A 19631-nucleotide genomic window follows, 5' to 3' on the forward strand; every position below is an offset into this window, starting at 1 on the left:
GTCAGCGGTGAATGTGGACGTCGAGAAGATGCGCACCCCAGCCCGGCAGCATGACGAAGATGTACTCGTCGGGGTCGGCACTACGGTGATGGTCGGTACCGGTGAGCAGATCGGTGAGGGTGGCCGTGGACCCGGCGAGCTGCGGCCACGGGGTCTGCACACGACCGGCAGCCGCGGCGTCGTCGAGGTTGACCACGATCAGGTGGCGACAACCGCCGTCCGAGGCGTCACGCGCATCGGTCCACGCCCAGGCCACCAGTCCCCCGGTAGACCGGTCTGACCAGCCGTGAACGTGCAGTGGGTCGAAAGTACCTGTGCTCATCGGACTTTCACTGATCGCATCCAGAAGGATGCGATAGAAGTCGCGGAGGTCGGGGTCCACGGGTTCGGCAGGTTCGCGCCGCAGTTGGACCGGTAGGCGGATGGTCCGACCGTCGGCCTGGCCGTCGTGGACGAGGCGGGCGCCCGGCTGGGTCAGTGCGGTCAGCGCCGCCGTCCGGTGGCGGTGACCGAACACCGATTGCGCGCGCGGCTCGTCGTGATTCTCGACGAAGCGCACCTTACCTGCGGGGTCCGGATCGTGGTGGATGAGGCGCGCGACCTCGTGCGGATGACGCTCGAGGGCGTCGGTGAACGCCTTGTCGTAGCAGTGGTCGAAGCCCTGGACTCGTAGCAACTGTTCTGTGCCCCAATAGGACTCGGCGACGAATAGGAAGCCGGGGTGCTGCTCGCGGACCGCGGGGATGACCCGCGTCCAGTAGTCCTGCCCCGGTGCCGGACCGACCCGATTGCCCCAGGTCCGGGCGAAGATATCGGTGGTCATGAGCATCGCCATGTCACAACGCGCGCCGTCGCAACGCTCGGCTATCCCGCGTAATTCGTCGATCGCGGCGTCCACGGTATCCACGTGGAAGGCATTGAGCTGCAGAACATCGCGCCACGGTGGAAAGTGAGGATCACGGCCATTGGCCAGCACCCGTCCGCCGACCCCGATGAACTCGGTCGGGCGGGCAGCGAGTTCCTCGGCCGAGCCCGCGACGAAGCGTTCGGGGTGCGTGGTGACCCACGGGTGATCCGTCGCGAGATGGTTGGGGACGTAGTCGAGGATCAGTCCGATCCCTCGGGCGGCGAGCGCCTCGCGGGCGGTGGCCAGCCCGTCGCACCCGCCCAGGTGCTCGTCGACGACATAGTCGCGGATGCAGTAGGGCGAGCCGACGACGTCGTCGGAGGTGTAGTCGGGCAATGCGGCACGAAAGGTGTCGACGAGCGGGCCGTCGGCCAGCGCAATCTGCACACCGGCGGGACTGCGCTGCCACACGCCCATGAGCCAGACGGCGTCGACGGGTCCGACGGCGATGCTGTCCCACACGTCCTCGGGCACCGTGCCGAGGGTGACCGGGTGCCCGAGCTGCCGACCGATCCGCTCCAACCACGGCCAGGTGTTGATCTCGTAGAGGACCGGGTGGGGCTGCACAGCGTTACTGTGCCAGATCTCTGGCCGTCAGCCACCTCGACGGTCGGGTTCGGTGCTCGACCACATGCGTCTTGTACACGAGGCGTTACGCCCGGAGATGCAGCAGTACTTTGTCGAGCAGAACTTCGATAGTCGGCACCGTAGGCGAGACACCCGCATACTGCTTTTCGAATGCGCCAGAGGCGCTTCCGCCGAGCTCCTCGGCACCGAGCGTGACATCGGCCGGCCAGGCTACGAGTATCTTGTCCACTGGAACGCCCCGATTGAGAATCCCCCCGGCCGTTTCACGTCCGTATCGGCGGACCCGACTGCACCCGCCCGTACGTCACGGTGTTGCTGAACGAGTCGTGGATGCGCTTGGGCGCACTCGTGGCGAATGCGTTGCGCGCCTTGAACAAATATGCGATGCAGGGTGGGTTCGTCGAACGACGGTCTTACTGATAATCCTTCCCGACCCCGGTCGTGCAGGTGGCGGGTGTCATGCGTGCCCGCTACTGCGGGCTTTCGCGCGCTGCAAACCGTGCAAGACTCTGTGTCAACTGTTCAGCCGTAATGCCGTTACGCATGACATAGATCGGGATCGACTTTTGTTTGATTGAAGGTTCGAAGTTGCCGCCAACTTCGCGCTGAATCGTATATCCCTGGCTTGGGTAGAGGTAAATCTCTCCTGCACCCTGTGGGAACAGTGAAACCCTACCTATTCCGGCAAGGGGGATATGTAGCCGCCTGCGAAAATATTGAACGGTGACACCTTTGGCGGATATCTCAATGGCAGGTCTCCGCACGTAGTTGATATCCATCAGGATAGATCCGACAAAAGAGATCAGTGATATGAAAATGCAAGCTACTCCCGTTAGTGGGCTGCGGATACTGGGCGAAATTTGCGCCCACGACGGAGCGGCCAGGGCACCTATCGCAATCCATGCGTAGACGAAAGCGCACAGATGCGCGATGAGCTTCAACCCTTGCCACCACCTGCTACCTCGGGCCACAGAAAAGTAGGTCGATGTCTCCGCGGTATCGGGACGTCCGGTGGCCAGAAGTAGGAGTGCAGCACCAATCAATTGCAGCGAAACTATCGGAATCAACGCCTCGGGCTCGCCTCTGACCAGCGCCACGACGATACCGACAATGCCGGCGACGATGAATAGGGCTGCTACTGCCATTCCTGCCGCGGCTACGCGTGGCGCACGCCGATCAAATTCGACGATCTCCTCGTGCGAGGGCAGATCCATATTGCTTCCTTACTTCCACAGCCACTGGATGGCAGATGTCGTAGCGGTCAACGCGACAATGCCAAGTCCCGCACCGACGAGTGCACCGACAGGTCCACCCACTGCGGCCCCGACCAGAGCCCCCGTGGCAATTCCCGCTCCGAGTCCGGCGGTCTCGAAGACAACCGCTTTGGGCACCGACATCCCATTGTCCATCTCGGAGCGGATTTGCGCGCCCAGCGCCGATGGTTGCGCTTCGGGGCTGGCGTAGAGGGCCCATGCGGGTGGCGGCGGTGAGTTGATCGGTGGACACTTGGGCTGGATCGTTGCCGGTGGTGGGATCGGTCACGCGGGCGACCGGGGTGCCGTCATCGGTAACGACTGAGGTGTGACGGCCAAGCGCTACCGGTCTTCTCTTGGTCGACATCGCCGCTCTCGGCGGCCGTGCACTGTGGCGGCTCGGCGCAGACGGCACATCGCGAGGGGTAATCCGGGACGTTGACGCCCGGTTCAGGGATGCACGTTCGCGACAGCCACACGCGATCCCGCCAACAACAGGCCGCGGCGCATTTCCGCAACCTGACTTTGGCATCAAACTGAGCAGGACTGCTCCGTGGTGGGCGAAGGGGGACTTGAACCCCCACGTCCCGAAGGACACTGGCACCTGAAGCCAGCGCGTCTGCCATTCCGCCACTCGCCCGTGGCCGCCGAGTTCTCGGCGGGCATGACCGTGAATCGATGGGCTCGATCAACGGCCTGGACGACGATAGCACGCACGGCACCGCAAGTGAAAAACGACAACTTTGATCCGCCGGACAAACCGCGTCACTGGCTACCCGTCACCGCGGGGGTGGACGTCCAAGCACAGGTCAGGGATGATTTCAGCGGTAGGAGCACGCCGCTGACGGTGGTGATGCGTATGTTGCAGACGATACAGCAGTTGCTTCATGGCAGCCTGGGCCGTCAGTATCGGTATCATCTGTGAAGGCCACACGCACGGCGACACGCCACACAAGCGCCGAAGGGAGGTCGACGGTGGGGATTTTGCAACGCATCGAGCGCAAGCTCGAAGGTGCTGTTGATGACGGATTCGCGCGTGTTTTCGGCGGCGAGGTCGCCCCGCAGGAGATCGAGAACGGCCTGCAGCGAGAAGCCGAGGAATCGTTGGAGAATCTCGGTGACGGTACAATCCTGGCCGCGAACAGCTACACGTTGCTCTTCAGTCCGACCGACCACGACCAGATCTCGGTTGAGTACGAGCTGAACCGCAAGCGGTTCTCCAAACACCTGGAGAACTTCATCAAAGACAACGGGTGGCAGACATACGGTCAGGTCGTCGTCGAATTCGACCAGTCTCCGTCCCTGCACACGGGTATGTTCCGTGCGCGCGGCTCGGTCAACCCGGACGCGCAGCCGCGACCGGTGCGCGACGGAGGCCTACCCGGACCACAGTCACCGCCAGATCCACATCCACACGATGCGGCCAAACAAGTAGGAGCCCCAGAGATGACGCAGAACCCCGGATACGACCAGCGCAGGGCACCGGAACCTGCGTACGACCAGGGCTACGGCCAGCAAGGCGGCTACGACTACCAACAGGGCTACGGCCAGCCCGCCCATGAGAACGGCTATGGCCAACAAGGCTATGGCCAGCAGGGCTACGACCAGGGTTACGGCCAACAGGGCTACGACCACGGCTATGCGCAGCCCGGCCAAGGTTACGAGCAGGGCGGATACAGCCAGCAAGGCTACGAGCAGAGTTACGGCCAACAGGGCTACGACCAGGGTTACGGCCAGCAAGGCGGCTACGACTACCAACAGGGCTACGGCCAACAGGCCTACGACCAGGGCGGCTATGGCCAGCAGGGCGGCTACGACTACCAGCAGGGCTACGGCCGTCAGGCAGCCGGTTACGCGCCGACCGCGATCACGCTGATCCTCGAAGACGGCAGCAACCGCACCTTTGCGCTCCGCGAGGGCTCCAACGTCATCGGCCGCGGCCAAGATGCGCAGTTCCGCCTCCCCGACACCGGCGTCTCTCGTCGGCATCTGGAGATCCGATGGGACGGCAGCACCGCGATGCTCACCGACCTGAACTCCACCAACGGCACCACCGTCAACGACGTCCAGGTCAACAGCTGGGAACTCGCCGACGGTGACCGCATTCGCGTTGGTCATTCCGACATCACCGTCCGCTTCCAGTAAGGCCATCGAGGCTCTACCGCACGACGCGCCTCCACCGTGGCGGCGACGGCCGGACGTACGCAGGCACGACTCCCGTTGATGCGAAACTGACACATCTGAATGACGGGCCCAGGGAGTTGAGCCCATAAGATGCACCTCGGGTCTTCATGCATCCCGGACCCGCACGGGTGGGGATTTTCCATATCGTCGGAGACCGACTCATTCGATCGACGACCGTTGAGATGCGCTGGAGGTGGATGACGACATGCAGGGCTTGGTGCTGCAGCTGACCCGGTTGGGTTTCCTGCTGCTGCTCTGGCTGTTTGTCTATGCCGTGATCCGCACCGTGCGCGCCGACATCGTCACCGCCTCGGGATCATCCCGGCTGCCGCGCTTTCGTGGCACGGCCGAGAAGGGACGGGCGAAGCCGAGCGCGAAGGGGTCCGCGCGGTATCTGGTGGTGACCGCGGGTGCGCTCGCGAACACGCGCATCACGCTGGGAACGCAGCCGGTACTCCTCGGACGGGCCGACGATTCGACGTTGGTGCTCACCGATGACTACGCCTCCGAGCGGCACGCACGACTGTCCCGCCGCGGGGATGACTGGTACGTCGAGGACCTCGGATCCACCAACGGCACCTACCTCGACCGCTCCAAGGTGACCACAGCGGTGAAGGTCCCGTTGTCCACGCCGATCCGCATCGGCAAGACCGTGATCGAGCTGCGCCCGTGACACTCGTACTGCGCTACATCGCGCGTAGTGACCAGGGACTGGTCCGATCGAACAACGAGGACTCGGCGTACGCCGGTCCGCGGTTGCTCGCGCTCGCCGACGGCATGGGCGGTCACGCGGCAGGTGAGGTCGCCAGCCGACTGGTCATCGAATCCATGCGCACCCTCGACGAGGACGACGCCACCGGAGACCTGCTCGATGCCCTCAATCGCGCCACGCAGGCGGGCAACCACGCGATCGCCGCGCAGGTCGAGGCGAAACCCGAGCTTGACGGCATGGGCACGACCCTCACCGCGATCCTGTTCGCCGGCTCCCGAATCGGCCTGTGCCACATCGGCGATTCCCGCGGATACCTCTACCGAGACGGTGCGCTCACCCAGATCACCCGCGACGACACCTTCGTTCAAACGCTCGTCGACGAGGGCCGCATCACCCCCGAACAGGCCCACACCCATCCGCAGCGATCACTGATCATGCGGGCGATGACCGGTACTGAGGTCGAGCCGACCTTGACGGTGCGCGAGGCCCGTGCCGGCGATCGGTATCTGCTGTGCAGCGACGGGCTCTCCGACGTCGTCAGCGAGGAAACCCTCGCCGAGACCCTCGGTTCGATCAGCGACTACAAGGATTGCGCCGACCGGCTTATCGAACTCGCCCTGCGCGGTGGCGGACCGGATAACGTGACCGTCGTGCTCGCCGACGTCGTCGACACCGACTATGGCGAATCACGGCCCATCGTCGGCGGCGCCGCGGGCACCGGTGAGGACGCCTACACCCCGGACCCGAAAACCGCGGCCGGCCGTGCGGCGGCGCTACGCCCAACGCTCGAGGCGCCGCAGCAGCCGACGATCCTGCCCGACGACGAGCCGGTACAGACCGGACACAAGGGCCGATGGTTCACCATCGGGTTCATCATCCTGGTGATCGTGGCCATCCTCGCGGGCTTCCTCGGTTTACGCTACTACCTGCACCGCACCTACTACATCGGCTATCAGGACTCGAAAGTCGTTGTCTACCAAGGCTCTCCCGACGCCGTTCTGTTCTACTCGGTGAGCAACCTGGTACAGAAGGGCTGCATCGTCGACGCCGACAAGGAGTCCGCGCACATCACCTTCGTGCCGGCGGACACCGCCGACTGCACCGCACTCAACGTCGCCGACCTGCAGCCGTTCTCGCAGTCGGCCGTCCGCGAACACCGGATCGCCGGAAAACCGCTCAACGACATCCTCGGCACCACCAGCGAGCTCGAATTGCTGCCGCTGTGCAAGGCGCCGATACCCGGCGTCAACGACCAGTCGATACCGTCGGAATCACCCGCGCCCACCCCACCGTCATCCAGCCCGGCTCCCGCACCGGCGACGCCGGTGCCCGCGACCTTCGGGCCCGGCGGTGCCCACATTGCCCCGGTCACCGAGGCGCCCGCGCCCCCTACCTCGGGTGCCGCGATCAGCTCGGCGCCCGGCAGCTCCGCACCCGCCGGTTCGGCTCCCTCCGACTCGGCGGGATCGTCGACGTCGCCCTCGGCTGACCAGCCCGGAACGAACTGCCGGGAACCGTAGATGACGCAAGCCACCGCTCCGAACCACGCACGGCCCACCCAACCCGACCACACCGGACGCAACGCCGAATTGGCGCTGCTGGTGTGTGCCATCGGGGTGGTCACCGTCTCTCTGCTCATCGTGCAGAGCGCCCAGGATCAGTCGCTGACGCGAGACCTCGCGAAGTACGTTGCCGCCTACATCGTGTTGTTCGCGATCGGCCATCTGGTGGTGCGCCGCTTCGCCCCGCACGCCGATCCCGTGTTCTTGCCGGTGGTAGCGATGCTCAATGGCCTGGGCCTCGTTCTCATCCACCGGCTCGACCTGGGGTCGGGCAACACCGGGGAGTCGATCAATCCGACGACCAAGACCGACAACGCCGACCAACAGTTGCTGTGGGCGTTCCTCGGGATGGCCGTCTTCGCCGCCATCCTGATCCTCATCCGTGATCACCGCACCCTGTCGCGCTATGCGTACACGCTGGGTCTGGGCGGGCTGATCTTTTTGGCGATCCCGGCGATCCTGCCCGCGTCATTGTCGGAGATCAACGGCTCCAAGAACTGGATTCGCACGCCGCTGTTCAACATCCAGCCCGGTGAGTTCTCGAAGATCCTGCTGATCATTTTCACCGCGGCCCTGCTGGTCTCCAAACGCGACCTGTTCACCACCGCGGGCAAGCACTTCCTGGGCATGGATCTACCCCGCGCCCGCGACCTCGGTCCGCTGCTGATCGCATGGGTCGTCGCGATCGGCATCTTCGCCCTCGAGAACGATCTCGGGGGCCCACTGCTGATCTTCACCACGATCCTGGCGATGCTCTACGTGGCCACCGAACGGGTGGGCTGGGTGGTCATCGGCTTGACCATGTTCGCCGTTGGTGCGATCCTCGCCTACCAGCTGTTTCCACATCTGCAGGTGCGCGTGTCGGTGTGGCTCGATCCGTTCGCCGACTTCTACAACACCGGTTATCAGGTGGGTCAGAGTCTGTTCGGCCTGGCCACCGGCGGTTTGTTCGGCACCGGACTGGGCTCGGGGCGACCCAATGCGGTGCCGTTCGCCAACACCGACTTCATCATCGCGACGATCGGTGAAGAGCTCGGGCTCGTGGGTCTGGCCGCGGTGCTCATGCTCTACATGATCTTCGTCGTGCGCGGCCTGCGGACCGCGGTGACCGTCCGCGACAGCTTCGGCAAACTGCTGGCCACCGGGTTGTCGGTGACCATGGCGGTGCAGGTCTTCGTCGTTGTGGGCGGCGTCACCAAGCTGATCCCGCTCACGGGTCTGACCACCCCGTTCATCTCCTACGGTGGCTCATCTCTCCTCGCGAACTATGTGTTGGTGGCGTTGCTGATCCGTGTGTCCAACGCTGCGCGCGAACCGGATCCGACAAAGCGCCGACCGACGCCCAAGCCCGTCGAGTCGCTGCCTACGCAGGCGGTGAAGCGCACGTGAACACTCCGATCCGCCGGGTGTCGGTGGCCGTCATCGCGTTGATCGTCGTCCTGCTCGCCAACGCCACCTACGTGCAAGTGATCAAGGCCGGCAAGCTGCGCTCCGACCCGCGCAACGACCGGGTGCTGCTCGATGAGTACTCCCGGCAGCGCGGCTCGATCATCGCCGGCGGCGAGGTCATTGCGATGTCGCAGGCCACCGACAGCCGCTACAAGTATCTGCGCCGCTACCCGGTGAACCCGCGTGCCTTCGCGCCGATCACCGGCTACTACTCGATCCAGTATGGGTCGGCGGGCCTCGAGCAGTACGAGAACTCAATCCTCTCCGGCAATGACGACCGCCTGTTCGGCCAGCGGTTCACCGACATGTTCTCCGGTCGGGATCCACGCGGCGGCAACGTCGTCACGACGATCGACCCGCGGTTACAGCAGATCGCCTACGACCAGCTGAACTCCGGGGCCACCTGCGACGGACCGTGCGTCGGCGCGGTCGTCGCGATGGACCCGAGTACCGGCAAGATCCTCGCGATGGCCTCGTCGCCCAGCTACGACCCGAATCTGCTGAGCAGCCACGACCAGAACGTGCGGGAGGCAGCGTGGGGTGCCGACACCGGCGCGGACAAACGCCTGCAGAACCGGGCGACCGACGAGATATATCCGCCCGGATCTACCTTCAAGATCATCACATCGTCGGCGGCGCTGCGGGACGGACTCGGCGCGTCGACGCAGCTGACCGCGGCGTCGACCTTTCAGCTGCCCGACAGCACCGCGAAGCTGCCCAACTACGGCGACGAGACCTGCCCGGGCGGTAGCGGCACCGTCAGCCTCGCCGATGCGGTGAAGTACTCGTGCAACACCGCCTTCGCCGACCTCGTGCTCAACAAGATGCCCAACGCCACCGACACGCTCAAGGAAACCGCTCGGCTCTACGGCCTCGATACGCCGGCGCCGAACATTCCGATGCCGGTGGCGCGGTCGACGGTTGGCACGATCCCCGACCGCGCATCGCTCGCGCTCAGTGCGATCGGACAGAAGGACGTCGCACTGTCGGCCCTGCAGAATGCCATGGTTGCCGCGACCGTCGCCAACGCCGGTGTGCGTATGCAGCCGTATCTGGTGGACAAGCTGCAGTCGGCGGACCTGCGCACCCTGTATACGACGCCACCGACCACCATCAACTCGCCGATCACCTCGGAGCAGGCGGCTAGCCTGACATCGATGATGGTCGGGGTGGAGAATGCGTCACACCCGTCCGGCGGGCCGGTGCAGATCGCGTCGAAGACAGGGACCGCCGAGCACGGCGACGAGAACTCCGCCACTCCGTATTCCTGGTACATCGCGTTCGGGCCGTCGACGGATGCGAAAATCGCCGTCGCAGTGGTGGTGGAGAATGGAAAGTTCGGTGTGCAATCGGTCGGTAACACCGTGGCCGGACCCATCGGCCGGGCAGTGATCAATGCTTATGTAGGAGGTGGACGATGACGTTGCAGAACGGCACCATCATCGCCGACCGCTATCGGCTGATGCGTCTCATCGCCACCGGCGGTATGGGGCAGGTCTGGGAAGCGCTCGACACCCGGCTGGGTCGCCGGGTTGCGGTCAAGGTGCTCAAGGCGGAGTACTCCGACGATCCCGAGTTCGCGGCACGATTCCGCACCGAGGCGCAGACCACCGCGAAGCTCAACAACCCGGGCATCGCTAACGTCTTCGACTACGGCGAGACCGGTGACCGCGGCGGCGGCACTCTGGCGTACTTGGTCATGGAACTCGTCGACGGCGAGCCCCTGAACTCGGTGATCTCGCGGATGGGTCGGCTGTCGGTGGCCAACACCCTCGACATGCTCGAGCAAACCGGCCGCGCGTTGCAGGCCGCACACAGCCAGGGGCTGGTGCACCGCGACGTCAAACCCGGCAACATCCTGATCACGCCAACCGGGCAGGTCAAGATCACTGATTTCGGTATCGCCAAGGCCGTCGACGCCGCGCCGGTCACGCAGACCGGCATGGTGATGGGCACGGCCCAGTACATCTCGCCCGAGCAGGCCACCGGCGACGACGCGACCGCGGCGTCGGACGTGTATTCGCTCGGTGTCGTCGGCTACGAGGCGCTCGTCGGGCGGCGGCCGTTCCTGGGTGACGGCGCGATCACCGTCGCGATGAAGCACATTCGCGAGACCCCCCCGCCCCTGCCGGATACCATCCCGCCGAACGTGCGTGAACTGATCGACATCACCATGTCGAAGGATCCCATGCAGCGCTACCCCAACGGCGGAGCGTTCGCCGACGCCGTCGCCTCCGTACGCGCCGGACGTCGGCCGCTGCGGCCCGGCGTCGCAGGGGCCGCAGCTACCGGTGGTGTTGTCGGCGCCGGAACCCCAATGGCGGCCACCAGGGCCAACGCCACTCGCGCGATGACCGACTCGGCCCCGCCGCCGACCTCCGCGCGTCCGCCCACCACCTCCGCCGCTGCTGCCACCGGTCAGGGCGGGAGCGGTTGGACAACCGGGCAGAAGGTGCTCGCCGGTGTCGCGTCGGCACTGCTCGTCGGGGCGATCGCGCTGATCGGGTACTACCTGGCCAGCGCCGACGACAGCCCACCCGCACCGGCGCCATCGTCGACGACCACCACTCAGACCGAAACGGTCACCACCACCGACGACCAGACGACAACCGAGGACACCACGACCACACGGTCGCGGCCGCCGACCAGGACTACCACCACCGAGGACACCAGCACGCCGGAGGCCACGACCCCCGAGGAGACGACGCCGCAGACCACCGATCCGGGCGCGACCACGCGGTCGTGCAACATCGGGCCGATCCAGGTGCCGTGCTGATGCCATGATGTCGACCCCGCACCACCTCTCCGACCGCTACGAGCTGGGTGAGACGCTCGGCTTCGGCGGCATGTCCGAGGTTCACTACGCACGTGATCTCCTGCTGAATCGGGACGTCGCGGTGAAGGTTCTGCGCGCTGATCTGGCCCGGGATCCGTCGTTCTATCTGCGCTTTCGCCGGGAGGCCCAGAACGCCGCCAAACTCAATCACCCCACAATCGTGCAGGTCTTCGACACCGGTGAGGCCGAGACCGACGAGGGGCCGCTGCCCTTCATCGTGATGGAGTATGTGGATGGTGAGACGCTGCGAGATGTATTGCGGCGCAACGGTCCTGTCGCACCGCGGCAGGCCATGACGTGGATGGCCGACGTGGCCGCGGCGATGGATTTCTCCCACCGTAACGGCATCGTGCACCGAGACATGAAGCCGGCGAACGTAATGATCGACTCGTCGGGTGCGGTCAAGGTGATGGACTTCGGTATCGCCCGTGCGATGAACGACTCGACGTCGACGATGACCCAGACCAGTGCGGTGATGGGCACCGCGCAGTACCTTTCGCCCGAGCAGGCGCGGGGGATCAAGGTCGATCCGCGCAGTGATATCTACTCGATGGGCTGCGTGCTGTTCGAACTCATCACCGGCGAGCCGCCGTTTACCGGTGATTCGCCGGTCGCCGTCGCCCATCAGCATGTGCACGAGGATCCGCGCTGGCCGTCGGCGGTGCGCCCGGACATCCCGCCGGAGCTCGACTCCATCGTCATGAAGTCGATGAGCAAGAACAAGGAGAACCGCTACCAGTCGGCGGCCGAACTGCGGTCGGATCTGATCAAGGTCCTCGCCGGCGGAAAGCCGTCGGCGCCGCTGCTGATGAGCGAGGAAGACCGGACTGCCTGGCTCGATACCGGCTCGGGTCCACGTCGCGCGTTGCGTACCGACACCAGTGGCCAGCCCGCCGCCGCGGGCAAGGACTCCGACACCCCGACCCGACACCGTCCCCCATGGCTGATCGCCGGCGCGGTGGCGGCCGCGGTGCTCCTGTTCGTCGGGATGCTGGTGTGGTGGTCGCCGTGGTCGTCCGGCTCGGCGCGCAAGGTTGCCGTACCCGCGGTGGCCGGACTGTCGGCTACCGACGCGCGCAGCACGCTGGAGAAGGCGGGTTTCGAGGTCAAACAACTCGACGAGTCGAGCGAAACCGTCGACGCCGGTAAGGCGACCCGCTCGGCGCCGGGCGAGAACGTCCCGACACCCGAGGGGTCGACGGTCACCTTGTTCATCTCCAGCGGGCGGGAGCGCCAGCGCATCCCCGACGTACGCAACAAGACCCAGGCTGACGCCATCGTTGAGCTGCAGAACGCCGGGTTCTCCAATATTAAAGTGCAGCAGGTCGATTCGGTGTCGGTCAAGGTCGGTCACGTGGTGGACACCAACCCGGCCGTTGGCACCGACACACCCGTGCGAGACCCGTTGATCATCCGGATCAGCACCGGCCCCAAGGACGTCACGGTGCCCAATCTGGTCGGTCAGTTCGAGTCGGCTGCGCGGGCCCAACTCGCCCAGCTCGGCCTGAAGGTGGACGTCGTCGAGGGCGACTCGGATCTGCCGCAGGGTCAGGTCGTCAGCTCCAGCCCGTCGGCGGGAGACTCCATCAAGCAGGGCGCCACGGTGCAGCTGACCATTTCGCGCGGCAACATGATCGTGGTGCCTGATCTGACCGGTCAGACCGCCGACCAGGCATTCGCGACGCTACAGCGGTCGGGGTGGAATGGCGCATTGACCCAGACACCGCGCAATGTACCGCTCGGCAGCCCCGACGATGGGAAGATTCTCTCGCAGAGCCCCGGGGACGGATCGAAGCTGGCCAAGAACGGGGCGATCAACGTCGTCGTCGGGCGCGCGAGCCTGCTCCCCGGCTGAACACAACGGGCTCATCGGGACCGGCGGCTCGGGTGCCGGCGGCTCAGGACTGGGCGGTCAGCGCCGGACCGATCGCCTCGGCCATCTCCTGTTCGAGAGCGGCGACACTCGACTGGTCGACGTCGATGCCGCAGACGTCCAACCAGTTGGCCAGCATCCGGTGGCCACCTTGGGTGAGCACACTCTCGGGATGGAACTGCACGCCGTGGATCGGCAGCTCCCGATGTTGCATTCCCATCACGATGCCCGACTCGGTGCGGCCGGTGACCACGAGCTCGTCAGGAATCGTCTCGGCCAGCACCGTCAGTGAGTGATAGCGGGTCGCGGTGAACGGATCCGGGAGCCCACGCAGCACCCCGATCTGATCGTGATGGACGAGCGAGGTCTTGCCGTGCAGCAGCTCCGGCGCGCGATCGACGGTGCCACCGAACGCCGCACCGATGGCTTGGTGACCAAGACACACTCCGAGCAGGGGTACACCGTCGGCGGCGGCAACCCCGACCAGCGGCAACGTCGCTCCGGCGCGCTGCGGCGTCCCCGGCCCGGGCGAGAGCAGCACGCCGGCAAAGCCGGACCCATCGGGACCGCGCAGCGCAGCACGCAGCGACTCGTCGGTGAACTCGCCGTCGGGTGTCGTCAGCCTGCGATCATCGTTGCGCCACACCGTTGCCTCGACACCGAGCTGGCCCAGGTACTGGACCAGGTTGTAGACGAAGCTGTCGTAGTTGTCGATGACGAGGATGCGGGCCGCGTGGTTCGTGGAACCGGTCGCCTCCGGTACTGCGCTGGTCATCGTGTCAGGTTACCTGGGCACTCGCGGGTCGCTCGTGACGGCGACCTGGTGCGATACCGTAGAGGTGATGCGCTGGGCGTGTCGCGGCCAACACACCGCGTCACGACACCTCCGCCGAACGCGAAACGGAAAGATGCAAGGGGTCATCGCCCGCCGATGTGACCCGCTCGCTGCACAACAGAGGAAGTCATGCCGAAGTCAAAAGTCCGGAAGAAGACCGACTACACCATCAACCCGGCGAGCCGCACGCCGGTCAAGGTGAAGGCCGGTCCCTCCAGCTCTATCTACGTCGGCGTGATGCTCGGCCTCATGCTGCTGGGTCTGGCGTGGCTGATCGTCTACTACCTCGCTGCCGGCGAGACCACCTACGGCGGCCCCGGTCAGGCGCTGCACTGGATGAACAACCTGGGCGCGTGGAACTTCCTGATCGGCTTCTCGATGATGGTCGTGGGCCTGCTGATGACCATGAAGTGGCACTGAGGTTGGCCGTCGATGCCGGTCAGGGCCACGCGCATGGTTATCCACAGGTGGAAATTACATGTGTGTAAGTCATCCCCACTGTGAGTAAGTCCTGTGGATAACCCCGCAGACCTGTCCACGAGGCAGTGGGCGACGCCCCGACCCGCGGCCGCCGCACTCCTGGCCGCAGGAGTCGTGCTGTTGCTGTGCGCGGTAGTCGTCGCATCCGATGCCGTGGGTTCGGTGATTATCGGTGTCGCCGGGTTGATGCTGCTCGGGTTCGGGGCGTATGCATCGCTGATCCGGCCGCGTCTTGAACTGTCGGCCGGCCCACAACTGACGATCCGGCGCATCGGCGGCGCCGTGACACTGACGCCCGCCGACGTCGAGCGCGTCCGACTGCTCACGATGCGCCGCATCGGACGCCGATCCGGTCAACTCGAGATCGACTACATCCCGGCGGGCACCGAAAGCAGCGAGGAGTCGATGCTGGTGGTGTTCAGCCGGTGGGATCTCGGCGCCGATTTACTCGAGGTGTCCGAAGCGCTCCATCACGCCGGGTTCCCGGTGACGGACTCGCGTCGCTGAGCACCTGTGCTCTGGTTGTCGCTGAGCACCTGTGCTCTGGTTGTCGCTGAAACGTACTGTGGTCGGTGTCGAGCGCGGCTCAATGAACGTAGACGAGGATCGGCCCGGTGTAGGTCACCGCTACGACGACGCTGATGGCCACCGCCGCGATGAGCAAGGCACTGGCGGCCACCCAGCCGGCAAGGGTGGCGTTGCGGTCGGTACGCAGGAACTGCGGCAGGAGCCGTGGCACCCAGATGAGTGCGGCGGTGGCCGCCGCGCCGAACATCAGGCCTCCGACATGTGCGGCGAGGGATATGCCGGGGATCGAGAACGACATCACGAGGTTGATGGCGATGATCGTCAGCACCGGCGCCGGTGAGACACGCATGCGCAGGACGACGATGAGCATGGCGCCCATCAGCCCGTAGATGGCTCCCGACGCACCGGCCGAGCGGGCCTCGTTGGATTGAGCGATCATCACCGCTGCGCTGCCACCGAGCAACGCAGTCATGTAGACCATCACGAAACCTCCGATACCGAGGGCGGTTTCAAGTTCGCGGCCGAGGATGTAGAGCGAGATCATGTTCAGCGCAAGGTGTAGCAGGCTGTAGTGCAAGAATCCCGCAGTGAGCAAGCGCCAGTACTGGCCGTCAAAGACGTTGCCACGCACCAACTCTCCGTGTAGAAGTGGCCCGGAAACTTCTACGTTGAAGGAGTGTGCGGCGTAAACGGTGTAGGCAAAGATGACGACGTTGATCGCGATCAGCGTATAGGTGGCCAGCGGGCGGCGAGCGCGTACGGGTCGCGTGACCAGCGACCGGATTCCCCGGTCGCCGAAGTCGGGACGGCGGATGTTCTGGCGGCCGGAGCCCCGCGCGCCGTCGCCGCGCACGCAGTCATGGCAATGGTGGCCGACCGCGGCCGGGTGCAGACAGCCTGGACAGGCCTGCCGCCCGCACCGCGTGCAGGACAGCGCGGTGGGGCGGTCGGGATGCCGGTAACACACCGCCGGCGGACCGACGGGGCCGATGGTCAGTTGACCTCGATCTTTTCGATGCGGACCTCATCGAGCGGACGGTCGCTGCGATCGGTGGAGGTGGTCGCGATCGCGTCGACGACCTGCTGCGACGCGGGATCGGTCACCTCACCGAAGATGGTGTGGCGACGGTTGAGGTGCGGGGTGGGGCCGACGGTGATGAAGAACTGTGACCCGTTGGTGCCCGGTCCGGCGTTGGCCATGGCGAGCAGGTAGGGGCGGTCGAACTGGAGCTCCGGGTGGAACTCGTCCTTGAACTTGTAGCCGGGGCCACCGCGGCCGGTGCCGGTCGGATCGCCGCCCTGGATCATGAAGCCCTCGATGACGCGGTGGAACACCGAGCCGTCGTAGAACGGACCGGAGTCGCCTCCGGAGGCGTTCGTCTCGCTGTAGTCCTTGGTGCCAGCGGCGAGTCCGACGAAGTTGGCGACGGTCTCGGGCGCATGGTTGCCGAAGAGATCGACCTTGATGTCGCCGCGGGTGGTGTGGATGGTCACGGTCTGCGTTGATGTGCTCACCACTCCATCCAACCAAATCGGCGGCGACAACCGAACGGCTCCGTCGGGAACATCGCCGCGACCTCAGCGGCAAGGGCGCATGTTCGGCCCCCGACCACGCAAGTAGCACCGGCAAAGCCGACCTGGCACGCTGTGGGTCATGCCGAACAAGTATCTCCTGCTGATCGCCGTTGCCTCGGCGGCGGCAATGTCGGCCGTCGCAGCGGTGTTCGTCGTACGACGTTCCCGTACCGAACTGCCGCCGGTCTCGCCAACGGTGCCCCGTGTCGACAATCTCGGCTCCGCCGACGGCATCGTCAACCAGGGCACCGCCGGGGGTGACGTGGCTCTCTAGATCCCGGCCGTCGGTGTCCCCGTAAGTCGGACAACCGTGGCCGCCGCGGGACGCACCTTGCACCATCCACCGGGTCCGGAAGGTAATTTGGACCGGTGACCTCCGACGAGAACAGGCTGGGCGGGGACCCCCGTCGCGGCGACGCGCCCGACGGAGTGCCGCCCGTCCCTCGTGACAACGCTCCCGAGGCGGGCACCGGCACGGCGTCGGCGCCCTGGGAGCGTCCGCCGACCGCGCCGGTCAGCGGGCGCAACCCCAACCTGACAGCCGGCGACGTGAGTTCGGACTCGGGCGACGGACCCAGGCTGCCGGGCGCACCGTCGAACCCACGCGTACCGATCTCCGGCACCGGTCCTGGGCTCCGACCGCCCTCAGCCCCCCCTATCGGCCCGATCGCGCCCGGCGCAGCCTCCTCTCGTGGCGGGCTGGGCACCGGATCCGGTGCCCAGCCCCCACAACCGGGTCTGCCAGTGCGTCCTCCCGGTATGTCCTCGACGGGTCAGGGTCCCCGACCGGCCCCGCCGAACCCCGGAGCGGCCGGTGGCCCGGGTGCTCCGGGCGGTCCTCCCCCCACCGGCGCACCCAGAATCACCGGTCCCGGACCGCGTCCAGGCTGGCGCGGAGGACCACCTCCCGGCGCACGCACGGGCCCGGGCACCCGGATGCCGCCGCCCCCGGCACGCCGTCGCCCCGATGCACCGATACCCCCGGGCCCACGGCCTCCGAGCCCCCCATCCGGGCCGGACGGTCCGCCGCGCGGCAGCACTCCACAAACCGGCCGACCACAGGGCCACGGACAACAGGGAACTCCGTCCCGCGGTGGCGTGCCATCCGGCGCTTCTGGAGTCGACGCCGACGAAACGGTCCGGTCCGACGAACAGTCCTCGGGTGTACCCCGTGCCTATTCGGCCGTAGACGCCACACCCAACATCGCCACACCAGCCGAAACCCCACCCGTTGGGGTTCCACCCAGGTCTGGCGACAAGAGTTCCCCACCCTCCGGCGCCGCACCGGCGCCGGAGGCATCATCGGAGTCCAAGGAAGCGCCCGTGAGCGGACAGAGTGCCACCGCAGCCCGGTTGTCGTCGCGGTCAACGACCACGACCAGCACACTCGCCATCTGGGCGATGGTGCTATCGGTCATCGGCTGCACCTCGCCGATCGGGCTGTACCTGGGGTACCGAGCGCGCAACCAGATCCGGCGCACCCGGGAATACGGCGAACCGTTCGCCACCGTCGCGATCATCGTTGGCTGGGCGTACATGCTTGCGCTGATAGTGGCGATAGCGGCGTACATCATCGTGCTCGTCCTGCGGTAAAGGTGCCCGCGATGACGCTGTTCGGGTCGCGCGCCGCCTTGCGTGACCATTGTTCGCGTATCATTCGACGAATGAAGCGTCCACTTCTGATCCTGTTCGGGTTCACCGTGCTCGCGGCCGGGTTGCTCGCGTCTCCTACGCCCCGGGCAGCCGCCGCTTCGCCGTGTGCCGACGTCGAGGTCGTGTTTGCGCGCGGGACCGCGGAGACGGCTCCACCCGTCGGCATCACCGGCCTGTCCTTCGAACAGGCCCTGCGCAATCAGCTACCAGGTAAGTCGGTCAACGTCTACGGCGTGAACTATCCGGCCGGTAGCAACTTCGACAACCGGATTGCCTTCGTCGAGGGTGTGGTCAAAGGCATCAACGACACCCAGCGCCGCGTCAAGTACCTGGCCGCGCAATGCCCGGGCTCACACATCGTGGTCGGTGGGTACTCGCAGGGTGCTGTGGTCGCGTCCTACGCGTTGAGCAACAAGATCCAGCTCGACCCGCGGTACCGGCAGTACCAAGACCGGGTGCCGCAACCGCTGGCCGACAACGCCGCCTCACACGTGACGGCCGCGATACTGTTCGCGCCGCCGTCGGCGAACTGGATCAAGCAGGTCGGTGCGCCCCCGATGAACGTCGGACCTCTCTACGTGGGCAAGACCAAGCGCTACTGCATCCCCGGCGACGTCGTCTGTGACGGTGCCCCGGTCGGGCAGCCCAACGGTCTGCATGTGCTGTACGCCGTCAACGGCATGACTGTCGATGCCGCCCAGTACGTGAAAGCTCGCCTGTAGTAGCACTCACCTCAACCGGCCGTACGTCCTGTGTAGGGACATTCGGCCGGTTGTGTGGTTCGTACACGGCGATACGGCCAGCCACTCGCCTGCCCGCGCGAGCGGTGTTCACCGACGAGCCTGGCGTTGACCGCTCGACGAATCGCCGGATGCAGCCGGTACTTCGTCGATCGCGATCCACAGTCGATTCGGCGGTGCCCGGATCCTGCGAGCGGCCCTGCAAGTTGGGCGTATTCGCCTATCTCGCCTCCCGCACCGATCCGGCGGCCATCGAGGTGGACGAACCCGTGACCGGGCTGCTGCCGCATCGTTGAAACATCTCGATTTCTTTGTGGCACAACCGCATCAGCACCGTTTCAGGTCTATCGAGCCAGGCTGCGCGCGACGAACGAGGACGTACGGCATTCGCAGCGCTGCATTCGCCGATCGAGAGGTGCCTTGCACCGGGCCGATTCCGCCCGGACCCCGAGCCAT

General features: G+C 65.9%; 19 protein-coding genes and 1 tRNA gene. 13 read left to right on the plus strand and 7 right to left on the minus strand.

What is annotated here, in order from left to right:
- Position 1 precedes the first annotated feature (1 nt).
- From EF294_RS06025 to EF294_RS06040, 4 genes are all read right to left on the minus strand, one after another.
- Complete coding sequence (locus EF294_RS06025) at positions 2 to 1474, minus strand: alpha-amylase family protein (RefSeq protein WP_123926818.1); 1473 nt, start codon at positions 1472 to 1474, stop codon at positions 2 to 4.
- Positions 1475 to 1965: 491 nt separating this feature from the next.
- On the minus strand, positions 1966 to 2709 hold the full coding sequence (locus EF294_RS06035; protein WP_123926821.1) for a hypothetical protein: 744 nt from the start codon (positions 2707 to 2709) through the stop codon (positions 1966 to 1968).
- 9 nt (positions 2710 to 2718) lie between these two features.
- Positions 2719 to 2892 carry a hypothetical protein gene (locus tag EF294_RS21330; protein WP_185090976.1) on the minus strand — a complete coding sequence of 58 codons (174 nt, stop codon included), beginning with the start codon at positions 2890 to 2892 and terminating at the stop codon, positions 2719 to 2721.
- A gap of 410 nt (positions 2893 to 3302) precedes the next feature.
- Positions 3303 to 3388, minus strand: a tRNA-Leu gene (locus tag EF294_RS06040).
- Between EF294_RS06040 and EF294_RS06045 the strand changes: the two genes are divergently transcribed.
- From EF294_RS06045 to pknB, 8 genes are all read left to right on the plus strand, one after another.
- On the plus strand, positions 3389 to 3673 hold the full coding sequence (locus tag EF294_RS06045; RefSeq protein WP_123926824.1) for a hypothetical protein: 285 nt from the start codon (positions 3389 to 3391) through the stop codon (positions 3671 to 3673).
- A gap of 50 nt (positions 3674 to 3723) precedes the next feature.
- On the plus strand, positions 3724 to 4893 hold the full coding sequence (locus EF294_RS06050) for an FHA domain-containing protein (RefSeq protein ID WP_123926827.1): 1170 nt from the start codon (positions 3724 to 3726) through the stop codon (positions 4891 to 4893).
- 244 nt (positions 4894 to 5137) lie between these two features.
- Positions 5138 to 5605, plus strand: a complete 468-nt coding sequence (locus EF294_RS06055; protein ID WP_123927530.1) for an FHA domain-containing protein FhaB/FipA — start codon at positions 5138 to 5140, stop codon at positions 5603 to 5605.
- Entirely contained in the window at positions 5602 to 7164 is a 1563-nt protein-coding gene (locus tag EF294_RS06060; RefSeq protein ID WP_123926830.1) for a PP2C family protein-serine/threonine phosphatase, read from the plus strand. Before EF294_RS06055 ends, EF294_RS06060 begins: the two co-directional genes overlap by 4 nt.
- Positions 7165 to 8595: an FtsW/RodA/SpoVE family cell cycle protein gene (locus EF294_RS06065; RefSeq protein WP_123926833.1), complete on the plus strand. Its 1431-nt coding sequence runs from the start codon at positions 7165 to 7167 to the stop codon at positions 8593 to 8595.
- Complete coding sequence (locus EF294_RS06070) at positions 8592 to 10076, plus strand: peptidoglycan D,D-transpeptidase FtsI family protein (RefSeq protein WP_123926837.1); 1485 nt, start codon at positions 8592 to 8594, stop codon at positions 10074 to 10076. The genes EF294_RS06065 and EF294_RS06070 overlap by 4 nt, the downstream gene beginning before the upstream one ends.
- On the plus strand, positions 10073 to 11431 hold the full coding sequence (locus EF294_RS06075) for a protein kinase domain-containing protein (protein WP_123926841.1): 1359 nt from the start codon (positions 10073 to 10075) through the stop codon (positions 11429 to 11431). Before EF294_RS06070 ends, EF294_RS06075 begins: the two co-directional genes overlap by 4 nt.
- A 4-nt stretch (positions 11432 to 11435) precedes the next feature.
- A complete protein-coding gene (gene pknB, locus EF294_RS06080; protein ID WP_123926845.1) occupies positions 11436 to 13346 on the plus strand; it encodes a Stk1 family PASTA domain-containing Ser/Thr kinase in 1911 nt (636 codons plus the stop codon).
- Positions 13347 to 13389: 43 nt separating this feature from the next.
- Here the strand turns inward: pknB and EF294_RS06085 are convergent, their stop codons facing one another.
- A complete protein-coding gene (locus EF294_RS06085; RefSeq protein WP_123926848.1) occupies positions 13390 to 14139 on the minus strand; it encodes an aminodeoxychorismate/anthranilate synthase component II in 750 nt (249 codons plus the stop codon).
- 189 nt (positions 14140 to 14328) lie between these two features.
- Between EF294_RS06085 and crgA the strand changes: the two genes are divergently transcribed.
- Complete coding sequence (gene crgA, locus EF294_RS06090) at positions 14329 to 14619, plus strand: cell division protein CrgA (RefSeq protein ID WP_123926851.1); 291 nt, start codon at positions 14329 to 14331, stop codon at positions 14617 to 14619.
- A 93-nt stretch (positions 14620 to 14712) separates the two neighbouring features.
- The gene (locus EF294_RS06095) at positions 14713 to 15186 is read left to right on the plus strand and encodes a PH domain-containing protein (protein ID WP_123926853.1); all 474 of its coding nucleotides are present in this window, start codon (positions 14713 to 14715) and stop codon (positions 15184 to 15186) included.
- A gap of 79 nt (positions 15187 to 15265) precedes the next feature.
- Here EF294_RS06095 and EF294_RS06100 read toward each other — a convergent pair whose 3' ends face one another.
- The gene (locus EF294_RS06100) at positions 15266 to 16174 is read right to left on the minus strand and encodes a rhomboid family intramembrane serine protease (protein ID WP_123926857.1); all 909 of its coding nucleotides are present in this window, start codon (positions 16172 to 16174) and stop codon (positions 15266 to 15268) included.
- A gap of 26 nt (positions 16175 to 16200) precedes the next feature.
- Positions 16201 to 16734 (minus strand): peptidylprolyl isomerase, encoded by a 534-nt coding sequence (locus EF294_RS06105; protein ID WP_123927533.1) that lies wholly within the window; start codon positions 16732 to 16734, stop codon positions 16201 to 16203.
- Positions 16735 to 16861: 127 nt separating this feature from the next.
- Here EF294_RS06105 and EF294_RS06110 point away from each other — a divergent pair, with 127 nt between their 5' ends.
- From EF294_RS06110 to EF294_RS06120, 3 genes are all read left to right on the plus strand, one after another.
- Positions 16862 to 17056, plus strand: coding sequence for a hypothetical protein (locus EF294_RS06110; protein WP_123926860.1), 195 nt, complete (start codon positions 16862 to 16864; stop codon positions 17054 to 17056).
- A 1049-nt stretch (positions 17057 to 18105) separates the two neighbouring features.
- The gene (locus EF294_RS21335; RefSeq protein ID WP_185090962.1) at positions 18106 to 18375 is read left to right on the plus strand and encodes a DUF4190 domain-containing protein; all 270 of its coding nucleotides are present in this window, start codon (positions 18106 to 18108) and stop codon (positions 18373 to 18375) included.
- A gap of 71 nt (positions 18376 to 18446) precedes the next feature.
- On the plus strand, positions 18447 to 19157 hold the full coding sequence (locus tag EF294_RS06120; RefSeq protein WP_123926866.1) for a cutinase family protein: 711 nt from the start codon (positions 18447 to 18449) through the stop codon (positions 19155 to 19157).
- Positions 19158 to 19631: the final 474 nt, after the last annotated feature.

This window comes from Gordonia oryzae (genome assembly GCF_003797185.1).
GTDB lineage: Bacteria > Actinomycetota > Actinomycetes > Mycobacteriales > Mycobacteriaceae > Gordonia > Gordonia oryzae.